The 14,261-nt window shown below is 38.8% G+C and carries 10 protein-coding genes; 2 read left to right on the top strand and 8 right to left on the bottom strand.

The window, feature by feature from the left end:
• Positions 1-13 precede the first annotated feature (13 nt).
• Both BUL40_RS04040 and BUL40_RS04035 read right to left on the bottom strand, forming a co-directional pair.
• Positions 14-298, bottom strand: a complete 285-nt coding sequence (locus BUL40_RS04040; RefSeq protein WP_080318177.1) for a hypothetical protein — start codon at positions 296-298, stop codon at positions 14-16.
• A gap of 11 nt (positions 299-309) precedes the next feature.
• On the bottom strand, positions 310-567 hold the full coding sequence (locus tag BUL40_RS04035) for a hypothetical protein (protein WP_141239638.1): 258 nt from the start codon (positions 565-567) through the stop codon (positions 310-312).
• 44 nt (positions 568-611) lie between these two features.
• Between BUL40_RS04035 and BUL40_RS04030 the strand changes: the two genes are divergently transcribed.
• A complete protein-coding gene (locus BUL40_RS04030) occupies positions 612-1,532 on the top strand; it encodes a LysR family transcriptional regulator (protein ID WP_080318175.1) in 921 nt (306 codons plus the stop codon).
• A gap of 44 nt (positions 1,533-1,576) precedes the next feature.
• On the opposite strand, the gene BUL40_RS04025 is transcribed toward BUL40_RS04030, so the two are convergent.
• The 3 genes from BUL40_RS04025 to BUL40_RS04015 form a co-directional block, all read right to left on the bottom strand.
• Positions 1,577-2,893, bottom strand: a complete 1,317-nt coding sequence (locus BUL40_RS04025) for a Gfo/Idh/MocA family protein (RefSeq protein ID WP_080318174.1) — start codon at positions 2,891-2,893, stop codon at positions 1,577-1,579.
• A gap of 2 nt (positions 2,894-2,895) precedes the next feature.
• On the bottom strand, positions 2,896-4,275 hold the full coding sequence (locus BUL40_RS04020; RefSeq protein WP_080318173.1) for a 3-keto-disaccharide hydrolase: 1,380 nt from the start codon (positions 4,273-4,275) through the stop codon (positions 2,896-2,898).
• Positions 4,276-4,354: 79 nt separating this feature from the next.
• The gene (locus tag BUL40_RS04015; RefSeq protein WP_080318172.1) at positions 4,355-5,368 is read right to left on the bottom strand and encodes an alpha/beta hydrolase; all 1,014 of its coding nucleotides are present in this window, start codon (positions 5,366-5,368) and stop codon (positions 4,355-4,357) included.
• A gap of 85 nt (positions 5,369-5,453) precedes the next feature.
• Between BUL40_RS04015 and BUL40_RS04010 the strand changes: the two genes are divergently transcribed.
• A complete protein-coding gene (locus tag BUL40_RS04010; protein ID WP_080318171.1) occupies positions 5,454-6,704 on the top strand; it encodes an NRAMP family divalent metal transporter in 1,251 nt (416 codons plus the stop codon).
• Between the two features lie 277 nt (positions 6,705-6,981).
• Here BUL40_RS04010 and BUL40_RS04000 read toward each other — a convergent pair whose 3' ends face one another.
• From BUL40_RS04000 to BUL40_RS03990, 3 genes are read right to left on the bottom strand one after another with little or no spacing between them, the layout of a single operon-like run.
• On the bottom strand, positions 6,982-8,913 hold the full coding sequence (locus BUL40_RS04000) for an OmpA family protein (protein WP_080318169.1): 1,932 nt from the start codon (positions 8,911-8,913) through the stop codon (positions 6,982-6,984).
• A 14-nt stretch (positions 8,914-8,927) separates the two neighbouring features.
• Positions 8,928-9,902: a PorP/SprF family type IX secretion system membrane protein gene (locus BUL40_RS03995; RefSeq protein WP_010518434.1), complete on the bottom strand. Its 975-nt coding sequence runs from the start codon at positions 9,900-9,902 to the stop codon at positions 8,928-8,930.
• Positions 9,903-9,916: 14 nt separating this feature from the next.
• Positions 9,917-14,173, bottom strand: coding sequence for a T9SS type B sorting domain-containing protein (locus BUL40_RS03990; protein WP_080318168.1), 4,257 nt, complete (start codon positions 14,171-14,173; stop codon positions 9,917-9,919).
• Positions 14,174-14,261: the final 88 nt, after the last annotated feature.

The following is a 14,261-nucleotide window of genomic DNA, read 5'->3' as shown; positions in this document are numbered from 1 at the left end:
TGCCTGTATTTTTTTAATCTTCAATGGTTATACTTAAAGTACCTTCTATCTTAAGTTTTGCCAAGGGATCTTGAATCTCCTTATAGAGATTTTTAACCCGAGTACGCTCATGCATCAATTCATGTATACGCGTGTCATCATAATCCGTATCGGAATCCGGAAAACGCTCTCCCATAGAAAGACGGTGTAGTTTGTGAAAATTGATTTTCTCCTCCAATAAAGACACCAATAAATCTGTTGCCTCTGAAACGGTAAATGTTCCGTTTACCAATTTAATTTCTGTTTTTGTTTGTACCATAGTTTAAAGAATTAAATAGTTTTTGTTTTTATGATTGTTAATAGAAAGAGTATTAAACCAGCCTTAATTAGAAAAGGCTGCATGGGAGATTGTATAAAAGTTGCCAACACCATAACTAGCAGCAGTAATCCCATGAAGGCCATCCAGAATAACCATTTATTGGTTTCTGCCTTTTGGTACTGAAAACGATATAACCCCCTTTCTTGTTTGTGCACTTTTACAATTCGCATTATTGCTTTTTGCTTGCAAATATGCAGGTAGAATTTCATTAATTTTTATTTATATTTATTATGATAAACATTAATAATATTTAATGCATTTTACTTTTCATCAATTACAAATTTTTGTAGAAGTAGTTAACCAAGGCAGTATAACAAAGGCTTCCGAAGCATTGCACCTAACCCAACCGGCTGTTTCAATTCAACTAAAAAAACTACAAGAACAGTTTCCAATTCCACTAACAGAAGTTATTGGCAGAAAACTTTATGTTACTCCATTTGGAGAAGAAATTGCAAATGAAGCAAGAGATATTTTGGTTAAATATGACCAAATAAACCAGAAAATAGACATACACCAAGGCAGATTGGCCGGCAATTTGTCTATTGCGGTAGTTTCTACAGGAAAATATGTGATGCCCTATTATTTATCTGGGTTTGTAAACAACCATCCTGCTATAGATTTTAAGATGGATGTAACCAACAAATTAAGGGTGGTAGAAGATTTAGAACAAAACAATGTAGACTTTGCATTGGTATCTGTTTTACCTGAGCATTTAGACTTGGTAAGCATTCCCCTTTTAAAAAACGAACTTTACTTGGTTGGAGGCACACTTAGACAGGCCTTAAGCAAAACTCCTAAGAAAAAGGTTTTGGAAAACGAACCACTACTATTTAGAGAATATGGCTCTGCTACAAGAAATGCCATGGAAAGTTTTATTAAAAAACAAAACCTTGCAGTAAAGAAGAAAATTGAACTTACTTCTAACGAAGCTTTAAAGCAAGCTGTTATTGCCGGTTTAGGATATAGTATTATGCCAATGATAGGTATAAAAAACGCCGTAGAAATGGGCCAGATAGCCATTATACCTTATAAAGGGTTGCCTATTACTACAGAATGGAATTTAGTTTATCTTAAAAAGAAAAAACTTTCACCAGTAGCAAAGGCTTTTGTTACGTACATTCATGAACAGAAAGATACCATTAACCAGCAACATTTTTCTTGGGTAAACCCATAATCACAGTTTACCCAAGAAATTTAGTATTTGCTAGCTAAATGGTATTATAGTTTAGGTTCCCAGCCCTTTTCATAATCGCGCTTCCAGTGCTCCATTACTTTTTTATTATTGCTGATTTTACCGGTGACCGCATCAATTTTCAAAGTTTCACCAGCCTCTTGCGCCATATTTCCTAAATGGCATAATTGGGTAGAAACAGCGGCATCTTGAATATCTGAATGCAACGATACATCTTCTCTAATCGCTTTAAAAAAGTTCCCCACATGGTTTACGTCCAAACCGCCTATTCCTTGGGTATTTGTTGTAGCGCTTTGATTGGGCTCATTCTCTAGTTTAATCAAATTACCACCTAAATCATACAATTTGTAAAAATTACGATCCAACTCTATTGTACCCTTACTACCATATAGTACAGCTCCACGGCCAGGTCTTTCTGGTTTCATTATACCTCTACTATGTCCCGTCCATGTTATAAATTTATTATTTGGAAAAGTATAGGTTACTTGTTGATTATCTACAAATTGCCAATCGTCTTGAAACGTATATTTACCACCAAAAGATGTAACCGTTGTAGGTAGATCTACCCCCAACGCCCATCTACAGATATCTATTTCGTGGGTACCATTGTTATGTATTTCTCCAGTACCCCAAGTCTTGAACCAATGCCAGTTGTACGGATGAACATTGTCTCTAAAATTCTCTCTAGGAGCAGGCCCTTGCCATAAATCCCAATTAAGATGTTCGGGAACTTGTACTTCTTGGCCAATTCCTATACTACCCCGGTTGTTAGAATAGTACGCTTCTCCTTTATATACCTCACCAATAATACCTTTTTTAATATCCCCAATTGCGCTAATTGATGTCTGTGCAGAACGTTGTTGGTTGCCCATCTGAACTTTTTTACCATATTTCTTCTGGGCCTGCATGAGCAAATCATTTTCCCACGGGTTATGGCTACAGGGTTTCTCTACATAAACATGTTTACCTGCCTGTAAAGCCATTATGGCCATTGGTGCGTGCCAATGTTCTGGTGTAGCAATAAAGACCGCATCTACATCCTTATCTTCTAAAACCAATCTAAAATCCGTACTTTCTTTTGGCACATAACCAATTTCTTCTAAGCACCATTGGGAGTGGTCTTTTAAAATCTTTGTATCTACATCACAATTGTATAGTATTTTTGCGTTGGGGTCTGCATTTATAGCTATTACATGAGCCTTTGCCCTACTACGCACCCCTATAACCGCACAATTTATTTGTTCGTTTGGAGATAACCAATTAGCTGTGTTAATCTGAGGCATTACACTTAAACCTATAGCCCCTACCCCGCTTTTTTTAATAAAATTTCTTCTTGTACTCATAATTATTTGGTTGAAATAGGTAAGATTTTTATGTTTTTGAAATAAACCTCATGCCCATGGTCTTGTAATAAGATCGGACCCGCCTCTACCATGCCAAAACTTGGCCATTTGGCATACTTACTTTCGTTCACCAATTGTTTATAAGCATCTGAACCCCGTTCATACTCCACTATTTTTTGATGGTTAAGGTAGTGTGTCACTTTATTGTCCCTAGCCACAATATGAGCTGTATTCCATTCACCAATAGGGTAAACCAACTTGTTTTCGTCTGCTTTGATTAAATCGTACAAAGAGCCCATTGTTCGGCTACCCTCATGATTACCCAATTTGGCATCTGGGTGTCTAGCATCATCCAAAATTTGAAATTCCAATCCAATTGCGGAACCTTCACCCTTATTCAACTCTGGGTCCACATAGTATTTTATACCGCTATTTGCGCCTTCCGTAATTTTAAAGTCTACTTTAAACTCAAAATTGGCATAAGTATCTGTAGTAATAATATCGCCGCCAGCGGTAGACTCACCACCTCCGGTTTCCAAAACTTTAAGGGTACCATCTGTTATCTCCCATCCTTTATCGGGAAAACTATCCAGTTTTGCTCCTTTCCAACCATTGGTTGTCTTACCATCCCAAAGCAATTGCCAACCCGCTTGCTTTTCTCCATCCGTTAATTGATTTTTGGTTTGCTTAAGTGGTAATGGCGAAGGCTTACTGTATTCGGATAGATTATCGGTTAATATATTTAAATTTCTCCATTGCACTTGCGTACCCGCTTTTTGGGCTTTATCTATACTATGTACTTGCAAGGCTATAAATCCTTCAGCTGTTTTATCATCTAGCAAATGTGCTACCGGCACACCATTGACCCATGTTTTTAGGGTATCGCCTATTGCCTCTATACGGTAATGGTTCCAACCTTTTCTGTCAAATGCCTCTTGGGCTTTTGGGTTGTCTGCTACATTATGAAGCCAACCTCTTCTTGCTTCATCATACACTCCACCACTCCAAGCACGGTTAGATGGATCAATTTCTATTTGATAACCATGTACCCTACCATCCATATATTGTGGGATACTGTTACTTCTTATTTGTATACCAGAATTCATACTGGAATCTAATTTTACCTCGAGCTCCAAGATGAAATCTCCGTACAATTTGGTTGTTGTTAAAAATGTGTTGGGGGTGTTGTGCTTTGTGGTGCCCACAATGGAATTATCCATCACGGTATATTCCGCATTGCCTCCCTTTTTAACAAACCCTTCTAGGTTTTCACCGTTAAATAGTGGTTGCCATGGAATGGCGGACTTTTCTTCTTGTTTACAAGAAAAAAAAAGGCAGGTTACTAGAGCACCATATAGCATGGTACGAGCAGTGTTTTTCATTGGTCTTCGGTTTAAATTTATCTGTTTGAACACTCAAGATACCAAATAAAAAACACCTAATGCAATCGATTTTGTTAACCTATTCCTCTTTAGGGGCTATAGCTAAAACAGATTCTATAAAACGATATGTTTTCTGTTTAACGGCTGTTAAATCCTTAGATGTAATATAAGATGTCATAACATGATTGGCAGCATTGGGGAAAGCCCATTTTTGTTTTTCATTCTCAGCAGTACCTAATTGGTCAAACATGTTTAACATGGCCGGCACGGAAACAACGCTGTCTTGATGCAACTCATCTTTATAGTAATATCCCAAAAAAACAGGCTGGGTAACGGCAGCAAATGTTTCTGGAACCATAGTTTCATCTACCAATGCCTGTAAATGGGTAAGCGCTTCTAGCCTATATCTCGTAGTCCAATATTGGTTCTTTAACTCAATTTCGGTATCGAATTCATGATAGTCACTACCCTTTACCATCTTGGCCAACTGCAAGCCCCAAGGCATAGACAATAATTTAGCGCTTGCATCAAAAATTTCTACATTGGGCGAATACAACAACAGGCTATGAATGGCTTTATTTTCTTTTGCAAGGTAGAGCCCCAACGTACCACCTGTTGAGGTACCCATTACTATTACCTTTTCCCCTATTTGTTCGCCAATTGCAATTGCTTCTTTGGCAGAGAGAATAAGTTGGTCAGCGGTTAAATTTACCATTGGGTCTTCTTCCTCTAATCCGTGACCTGCCAACCTAGGCAAAAACAAGTTCATACCGTAACGCTTTGCAGTCTCTGTATGTAAAGGTGCCCCTTCTGCCTGGCTGGCAGACCATCCGTGCAAATACACCAAACTGTAAGCGGTTTTCTTAGGCACACTATCTGCCCAAACAATACGGGCTTGGTTATCTGGTTTTATATTTTTAATCCGCTTTTCTCGTACTTTGATGGTTTTTTCCAGTTTACGTAAATCCCTGGTCACTTTAGGTGATTTTAGCTTTAGGTTTGGTCTTTTTACCCTTGGTCCCATAACGTAACCCAATACCAACATACCAATAATTGCCAATACCCAAATCATAATTTTCTTAAGTGTTTTCATCTTTTACAACTACCTTGATACAAATAAATATAGTATTTCTAAACCTTAGTCAAAAACAGTACTTTAGTTTGTATTTTACACTAGAATGAACCAGCTACTAAGACTAATTAAACAATTAGGCCCAGGTATACTTTTTGCTAGTATGGCCATAGGCACCTCCCATTTGGTATTATCAACCAAAGCAGGCGCACAATACGGTTGGATCATGATTTTGCCCATAGTCTTTGCCAATCTATTAAAATATCCATTTTTTGAATTTGGGGTTAGGTACACCAATGTCACCAAAAAAACACTTATTTCTGGTTATTTAGACTTAGGAAAGCCGTTTTTATATGGTTATGGCATTATAACAATAGTAAGTTGTTTTACCATTTTAGCAGCTCTTTACGTAGTTACCGCTGGTTTGTTGATTAATCTTTTAAAACTTGATATAAGCTTAAATCTAGCTGCATTACTTCTATTTTTTGCCATTAGCCTTCTCCTAATTATTGGACGCTACAAAGTATTGGAACAGTCGTTGAAACTAGTTGTCTCCATTTTATTTTTTGCTTTATTGATAGTTACCTTAATGGCGTTTGGCAAAGGGCAAGTTGCGCCCACCCATGGCTTTACGGCACCAACCCTATTTAATGAAATTGGCATTTTGTTCCTTATTGGTTTGGTAGGATGGATGCCTACCGCTGTAGAAGCATCTGGATGGGTAAGCATGTGGAGTGTTGAAAAATTAAAATTAAAAGGTTCTAAAATTAGTATCAATGAAGCTTTAAGGGAATTTAATATAGGATATGTAATTACCAGCATTTTAGCCCTATTTTTCTTGGCTATAGGCTGCTTAACCTTGTACGGAACCAACACCGATTTAAGTGGTAGCGCAGTTATTTTTGCTGACCAAATTGTAACGCTATTCACACAATATTTAGGCAATTGGGCCTACGGTCTTATAGCTATATCCGCATTAGCTACCATGTTTAGTACATGTATGACGGCGCACGATGCTCTGGCAAGAGTAAGTCTAGATTTATTGGAAAAATCAAGTACACCACAAAATCGCACTGCAAGTAAATATAGTTTTGCCTTTATGGTATTAGGGCTAGCCTTACTTAATTGGTTTGTTATTTACCAATTTAGTGCCAATATGGGCAATCTAGTAGCCTTGGCTACCTTTTTTTCTTTTGTATTTGCACCTATTTTAGGTTGGATGAATCTAAAAACAGTAACACAACCCACCTTTCCCAAAGCATACAGACCAAATAACCTGTTAAAAGGATTGAGCTATCTAGGGATTGTATTTTTAAGCGCATTTTCCCTTTACTATTGCTATCTAATGGTGTTTTAACACTTCTTATCTTAGGATTAACAGAATAAACTTGACTTTGCGTGTATTTTCTTAAACCTTTGTTGGTTCAAAATTTACTATGCGAGTTATTTACATTAAGAGACAGACTAAAAACGAAAGACGCTATTCTAAAAAAATGGGAATGTTTTCCCCAAAAGTAACATACATTAAAAAGTACATTGCCGGTATTCCCTACAAAACATTACACAAATATCGCGAAACCTATTACGGCCAAGTTAAGTGTTGTACAGAATGTAATTTGGCGTATTAAGCCGTCCTAATCAAATAAGATATTATCATTAAGAATTACCAGTAGTGAGCGTTGGTTCTGCTGGTGTAGCATTTCTAAACAAAATTTTCCGTTGGTACAATTGTTTAGAATCTTATCTTCCCCATAACCTACAGAATATAATATATTACTTGCTGGCATACCATTAGCAATTAGGTACTTTTTAATAGCATCTGAACGGGCTTGTGTTATTCTAAAATTGGTTGCGCTTCCACCCCTACTATCTGTATGGGTTTCTATACGCAATTGCATGTTAGGGAAAAATTTAACAGCTTCAATAGCCTTATCCAATTCTACAGCAATTTCTGGCGTAATTTTACTACTTCCCCTTTGGAAAAAGAATTTACGAAGTTTAATTACCTTTTGCCCTTCCTTTTCGGTTACTAAATCGTCATACAAGGCAATTGTAGGGTTAAAAGCAGCTGTTTGCAACCCCTCCATTTCTTCTTGAGAATACTTTTGCAAATAGGTAGAGTATCTATCTTTAAAAACCTCAACCGTTATCCCTTCTTGCCATGGCACTTCTATTCTATAGTTACCGTCCGCATCTGCCTTAGTTGCCTTTAACACCTCTCCGTCTAAACTTAATAACGCAATTGAGGCCTCTGCCACTCCAGATCCTGAGTTGCTATTCTTAATTTGACCATTTAGTACAAATGTTTTTAAACCTGGTTTTTCATCTACAAGAAAACCGTAAATATCATCACTACCCTTACCACCTTCTCTATTAGAAGAAAAATAACCAAGTAAGCCTTCACCATAATTCTTTATGATAAATCCAAAATCGTCTTTCTCTGAATTTATTTGAGTTCCAAGATTTACGGGTATGCTATAGGTATCGTTGTCCGTTACTTCCGTTTTGTAAATATCCATACCGCCCAAACCGTAGAATATATCTGAGGCAAAATATAAAGTACCTTCAAATAGGTAAGGTGCAATTTCGTTACCAAAGGTATTTACACGAGGGCCTAAATTCACAGGAGCACTCATAACTTGGCCATTATTGGTAGTTACATAATACAAATCCGTACCACCATAACCATCTCCAAAATCCGCAGCAAAGTATAATCTTCCAGTTCTTTCATCATAATAGGGATAATAGAAAGAAGTACTTAAATCCCGCCAAAGGTATCTAAAGTCGCCATCTATTCTTTGCATACCAATAGACAAGGCATTTTTACCCTTCTCATCAAACTCCAACTCGCCTTCAAAAGTGTTGGAGAGTACATAAAACACTGCATTTAGCTTTTCGGAAAAGTAAGGTGTAGCCTCATGGTACTTAGAATTCTTAATGGCTTTAAAACCTGAAATATTAGAAAGCGTACCATCCTCCTTTATTTCGCCTTCAAAAATATCTAGATAACCAGCAGAAGCCGCATCCATCTTTTTACCTAATGGCTTGCGAGCCGAAGTAAATAAAAGATTGTCTTTATAAAAGGTGGGCGAAAAATCTTCTTTAGCTGTATTGCCCCCAATGTCAAATACGTTGAAATCTAAATTAACCTGCGCAACATCATCAAACAACAGGTCATTATTAAACTCCATATTTTCTATTAGTTGTGGCGAAAGGTTGATACTATCATGCTGCATTAATTCCTTAACACGTTGTACATCTCCCGTTTGCTCTAGGCTTCTAAAGAGACGATTTATGCGTTTATCTCCCAATTTTACATTGTTAACAAACAATTGCAAATACAACTCGTTTGCTTTCTTGTAAGATTTGGTCATAAAATAAGCATCTGCCAAATTCAATTTTTGCTCCGTTGCCAAGGCAAAACCCTTGCCCATATCTTTCTCATAGGCCGCAATGGCCTTATCGTAAGCATAAGAAAAGAAATAGTCATCTCCTTTGGATTTACGATTTTGTGCTTGCGCAAAGCTCACTACTATTAGCAGAATAAAGAATATACTTTTTTTCATCGTTATACTACACTTTAGAAAAATCTAGGAGAATCTATTTGTTTGGGTTTTCCTTTTAAGTTCTCTTTTTTGGCCCTACCGCCATTGGCTCCATTACCACCTCTACCAAAATAGAATTTTAAGATGGCCTCATGGGAACCGCTATTGTATTCTCCCAATCCGTTGGTATTGTAATCATAGGAATACCCAAAAAAGATGCTGTTAGAAATTTGAAAGCCTGCCAAACCACTAACCGCATTACCAAACCTATAAGACGCACCAACAGTTACCGCGTCTGCGAACAAGAAATTAGCCGATAGGTTCGCATTTACCGGGGCACCATTTAAATAGTTAAGTAAAAAAGCCGGTTTAAACTTGGTGTTATCCGATAGATTAAAGACGTAACCCGCAATTAGATTATACTGTATTTTATCTTCTACTACCGTTGCTACCTCATCATTATAAATACCGTTGGTCAGAAAATTAGGAATAGATGCCCCAACGTACCAGTCGTCTGAATAAAGAAACAAACCTGCCCCAACGGTTGGATAAAAATTATTGGAATCTTGACCGTTTACACCAGGATCACCTGGGTTTTCAAAAGTTCCCTTGGAATAATCTATATTTAACAAAGACCCACCTGCATCTACCCCAAAGGACAAATAAGTGTCTGAATCCAAATTTACTTGATACGAATAGGCTAGGTCTATATACGTTTGTTGCAAAGGCCCTATTTCATCGCTAACCACGTTAAAACCCATTCCCATTTTTTCATTTTTAAAAGGATGGTTTATACCAAACCTAAGCGTTCTAGGTGCACCTTCTATATCTATCCACTGTGCTCTGTACAACAAGGATAAATCCGTATTTGCCACAGAACCTACGTACGCAGGATTAAAGCTGCCCACGTTGTACATATACTGGGTGTATTGTGGTTCTTTTTGCCCAAAGACCAATAAATTGGCACTAAGAAAGCAAAAAAGCATTAAAAGTTTATAAGGGTTATTCATGGATAGTGTTCGTATTATCGTATAATTTGAATCCAACCTTTTATTACATCCGTCCCATCACCTAAATCCAAGGTATAGAAATAGGTTCCTTTGGGTAATGCGCCATTTTCCCCAGTTCCATCCCAATCGCTTTGGTAATTCCGTTTTTCATAAACAGCATTGCCGTAACGGTCATAAATCTGAAGGTAATTATTAGGATAATCTCCTGCTGAAACTAATGTAAGCCTATCGTTTATACCATCTCCATTAGGGGAAAAAATATTGCATATGGTACCAGGGTCCACACATTCTGTTGTCTGTACTTCTACTACCACCGAAGCTATATTGTTACTAGGGTCTATATCTTGTGGTACAACCTGATCTATAGTTGCCGTATTGGTAAAATCTGTATTCCCTGCTGCAGCAACCGTACCAGTTAACCTTAACGTTACCGCTTCTTCACCATCTAGCTGTGGAATAGACCAGATTCCCAATTGGGCATCAAAAGTGGTACCTTCCGCCACCTCCTCGCTGATTATATTAAAAGCAGCAGCATCACTCAAAACATCTAACACCACAATATTTCTTGCTACCCCACCTTCGGTTAAATTGGCAACGGTAATGGTAAATATTATTTGGTCTCCACTTAGTGGCTTGGCCACATCTACCGTTTTGGTAATCTCTAAATCAGAAGCGGTTGCCCCACATGCCTCACTATCAATAAAAGGATCACAAGGGTCTAGCGGATTAGAAGCTACTTCTGGAACCAAAGCCGTAGTTGGGTCATCTACCACCAAAACTTCTTCACCATCCGTTAATCCATCCATATCCGTGTCTGCAACAAAAGGATTTGTACCCAAATCCACCTCTTCACCATTGGTAAGTCCGTCAGAATCGCAATCATCTTCTGGTAGTGGTGTACCCCCTACGGAATCACATGCATCTAGAGGATCGGTTTGGTCTACATTTACTTCTTGGCCATCTAAAATACCATCGCCATCCGTATCTGGATTATTAGGGTCTGTACCTAAAATTTCTTCTTGGTCATCATTTAAACCATCATTATCGGCATCTAACAAACAGTTAACTGCTGTTAATGTTACTTCTATGGAATTGTTGGTACAAGGTGCTTCTGCAGCTGTAGTAGTAAATCTAAACGTATAGTTTCCTTGGGCAAGGCCCTCAAAATCCACAATATTCTCTGCACCAATACTTACGGTTTCTTCTCCGGAAACAAATTCCCATGTACCTGGATCCTCACCTTCCAATACCTCATCTAAATCTAATGTTGTAGGGTTTTCTGGACCTGCAACCGTACATGCCGAAGTATCTACTATGGTACCAGTGCTTGGCCCTTCTAATACCGTAACCACAACCTCTTGTCTATCTGAGGCACAGCCATTGGCAAACGCCTCTACAAAATAACTTGTGGTTTCCGTTACCTCTGGCGTAAAGGTTTTAGAAGTACTCAAAATAGTATTGTCTGTTGCAGTTGCATACCACCTAACACTAGCGCCTACCGTGGCATCTGCCGTAAGGGTTGCCACACCACCATCACATATGGTATCCCCGTTGGCCGCAGTTAATTCCGGCGTTTCGTTCAGCACCAAGGTTATGGCTATAGTTGGGCTGGCACAGTCATTGGCTACATCAAAATAAAAACCATAGTACGTACCAGGTGTAGTAACCAAATTACTACGGTGTGCGCTGGTTACCAAAGGATCTGGGTTAGGACTCCAACGCAATTCCGTTCCATTTGGGGCATTGCCCGTAACAAAATCATTTAAGTCCGCATCTACAACATCACAAAAATTATCATCAACCGAGTTATCTCGTGTGGGTGCCTCGTTACCTGCATCACAATCAAAAGCACAGTCGGTTACCCTAATCAAAAGCGTATCTGAGGCATCACTACAAGAACCTTGTGCCGTATTGGTGGTATAGGTAAAGATATAATCACCCAACGGCGCCCCCGCAAAATTAACCACGTTACCAGAACCAATTGCTACCTGCCCACCAGAAGGGTCTGTGGTCAATGCCCAGATACCGGCATCAGCTCCTGTTATTCTCTCGTCTAAGTCTGCGGAGGCGTTGTTACCACCTGCAGTAGTATTACAAACTTGAAAATTATTTATGGTACCCGTACTTGGTGTTTGGTTAAACACAATAGTTACACTAATTGCCGGACTTGCACATTGGTTTAAACTGTCATAAAAGAACCCGTAGTACGTGGTGCTTTCATCTGCAGTATTGTTGCCAATATGCGTACTGGCATCGGTTAGGTTAGTGTTACTCTTGCTCCATTTTAGAGTTGCTCCTGTGGGCGCTGCATTGGTTACATACACATTAAGGTCTGTACTGGTAACATCACAAAATTCTGTAGGAGCACTTGTATTTAAATTTGGCGCGGTGTTGCCAGCCGCACAACCATCATCGTTCAACAAGGTAACTGTAGCCGTATCCGAAGTATCTATGAGACCACCAAACATACTTGCCGTAGATAGACTAACCAAAATGGTTTCGTTATCTTCTATTTTGGCATCAGCGATTGGTGTTATCTGAAAAGATTTTGTTTCGCCAGCGGAACCGTTAAAATTCATTTGCCTAGAACCTCCCGTACTATAATCATTATCTGCGGAAGTTGCAGTACCATCTGCCAAAATACCGTTTACCGTAAAGCCCGTAGTTACCGCATTGTCTAAGGTTGCAGTAACCGTAATGGCGCCATCATCTTCATTTTCGCTAACATCTTCAATAGTGATTGTGGCCGTATCTTCACTTTCTACACCTATGGTTACCGTATTATCGGAGCCTATAGTGTAACCCGTACCTGCAGTTAAGGTAATTATAATGTTTTCTGTAAGCTCTACAATATTATCATCTATTGGCGCTATGTTTACCACAACAGAAGTTTCACCATCTATAATAGTAGCCACACCACTTAAAGCCGTATAATCTGTACCTGCTGTTGCCGAACCACCAATACTATAATTTACAGATAGGTCACCACCAGTTAAGTTTTGTTGGTCTAACTCAATTGTAAAACCCCCGTTAGTTAGCGGAGACTCCACCGCATTACTAGCGTTACTAATTTCCGCTTCAAATTGGTCGTCATCTTGGTTTACAACAGCAACCGTTCTGGTTCCTAAACCGTCAAAAGACGTATCGGCCGCTGGCTCTTCTATTGCTACATTTATGTTAACAGTTACATCACCATCTACATCTGTATCGTCTACTCCTGTAACTGTAATGGTTCGTGGGGTGTCCCAGTCGCTAGCGGTAAACGTTAACCTATCGCTATCAACTTCAATTTCACCATTATCTTGAGAAACCACAAGTACATCTATGTCTCCTTGCGGCTCTGCACCCAATACCACGGTAAATGTTGCTGTTGTTGTTTCGTCCTCGCTAACCGGCCCGCTAATTGCAGAAACAATTAAATTGGCAGTGTCATTATCAATGCTAGTCACGGATAAATCAGCTACATCGGCATCGGCAAGTAGATTATAATCTGTATCCGTGGAAGTAACATCCCCTGTTGCAATGGCTACAGATACATCCCCATCGTCTATAGCATCATCCACGCTTGTTACATCCAATACCACTCCCGTTTGCCAATCGGCAACTGGAATGGTTATACTAGCAGGACCATTTAATTGGGTTCCATAACCGGATAATGCAATTTCTACATCTGCAGTTGGCTCACTAGTTAGGCTAAAGGTAAAAGAAGCCGTTTGCGACCCATCTTCTGCCGCTGTACCCGTAACCGGACCACCAGCTGCATCTATGCCGTTTACCAATACACCGGCAACGTCGTCATCAAAAATGGTAACAGTACTACTTTCTTGACCAGAAGCAATGGTATAAGCACTATTATCACCGGGATTCAGAATTAATTCCAGTACCACGGTTTCATTTCCTTCAATTAAAAAATCCTGAATTACATCTACATCAATTGTCGCGGAATCCTCACCAATTAAAATATAAGGCACATTTACGGAAGTTGTTTCACTCAAATTATAATCAACACTTTCAGAGGCTGTACTAGAAATAGAAACTTGAAAAAAAACTTCAGTCCCAAATAATTCATTATTTGAAACCGTAATCGTAAACTGTCCTTGGTCCAAACCATCCTCGTCTGCAGTAAAATCGGTTGCTACTATTGACACTTCCGGTTGTGCGAAAGCAAGCCCAGAGCAAAAGAAAGCAACAATAAAAAAGTAGTTTTTAAAGGCAGAAAATAGCTGGGTAGCCGCAAAGCGGTTGGGTAGCTGGTGGGTTATTATTTTCATACTGTGTATCAACAAAGTAAATAGTGTTCTGTTCGTGTTCGGGGACACCAAATATTAGAAAAAAAACATAGATTTAAACAAAAAGGTG

It is taken from the genome of Croceivirga radicis, assembly GCF_002072105.2.
Lineage (GTDB): Bacteria > Bacteroidota > Bacteroidia > Flavobacteriales > Flavobacteriaceae > Croceivirga > Croceivirga radicis.
This window is presented reverse-complemented; position numbering and strand designations above follow the sequence as displayed.

Coding starts and splice junctions, on each gene's coding strand:
- BUL40_RS04040 (WP_080318177.1), bottom strand. CDS start 298: ATGGTACAAACAAAAACAGAAATTAAATTGGTAAACGGAACATTTACC.
- BUL40_RS04035 (WP_141239638.1), bottom strand. CDS start 567: ATGAAATTCTACCTGCATATTTGCAAGCAAAAAGCAATAATGCGAATT.
- BUL40_RS04030 (WP_080318175.1), top strand. CDS start 612: ATGCATTTTACTTTTCATCAATTACAAATTTTTGTAGAAGTAGTTAAC.
- BUL40_RS04025 (WP_080318174.1), bottom strand. CDS start 2,893: ATGAGTACAAGAAGAAATTTTATTAAAAAAAGCGGGGTAGGGGCTATA.
- BUL40_RS04020 (WP_080318173.1), bottom strand. CDS start 4,275: ATGAAAAACACTGCTCGTACCATGCTATATGGTGCTCTAGTAACCTGC.
- BUL40_RS04015 (WP_080318172.1), bottom strand. CDS start 5,368: ATGAAAACACTTAAGAAAATTATGATTTGGGTATTGGCAATTATTGGT.
- BUL40_RS04010 (WP_080318171.1), top strand. CDS start 5,454: ATGAACCAGCTACTAAGACTAATTAAACAATTAGGCCCAGGTATACTT.
- BUL40_RS04000 (WP_080318169.1), bottom strand. CDS start 8,913: ATGAAAAAAAGTATATTCTTTATTCTGCTAATAGTAGTGAGCTTTGCG.
- BUL40_RS03995 (WP_010518434.1), bottom strand. CDS start 9,902: ATGAATAACCCTTATAAACTTTTAATGCTTTTTTGCTTTCTTAGTGCC.
- BUL40_RS03990 (WP_080318168.1), bottom strand. CDS start 14,173: ATGAAAATAATAACCCACCAGCTACCCAACCGCTTTGCGGCTACCCAG.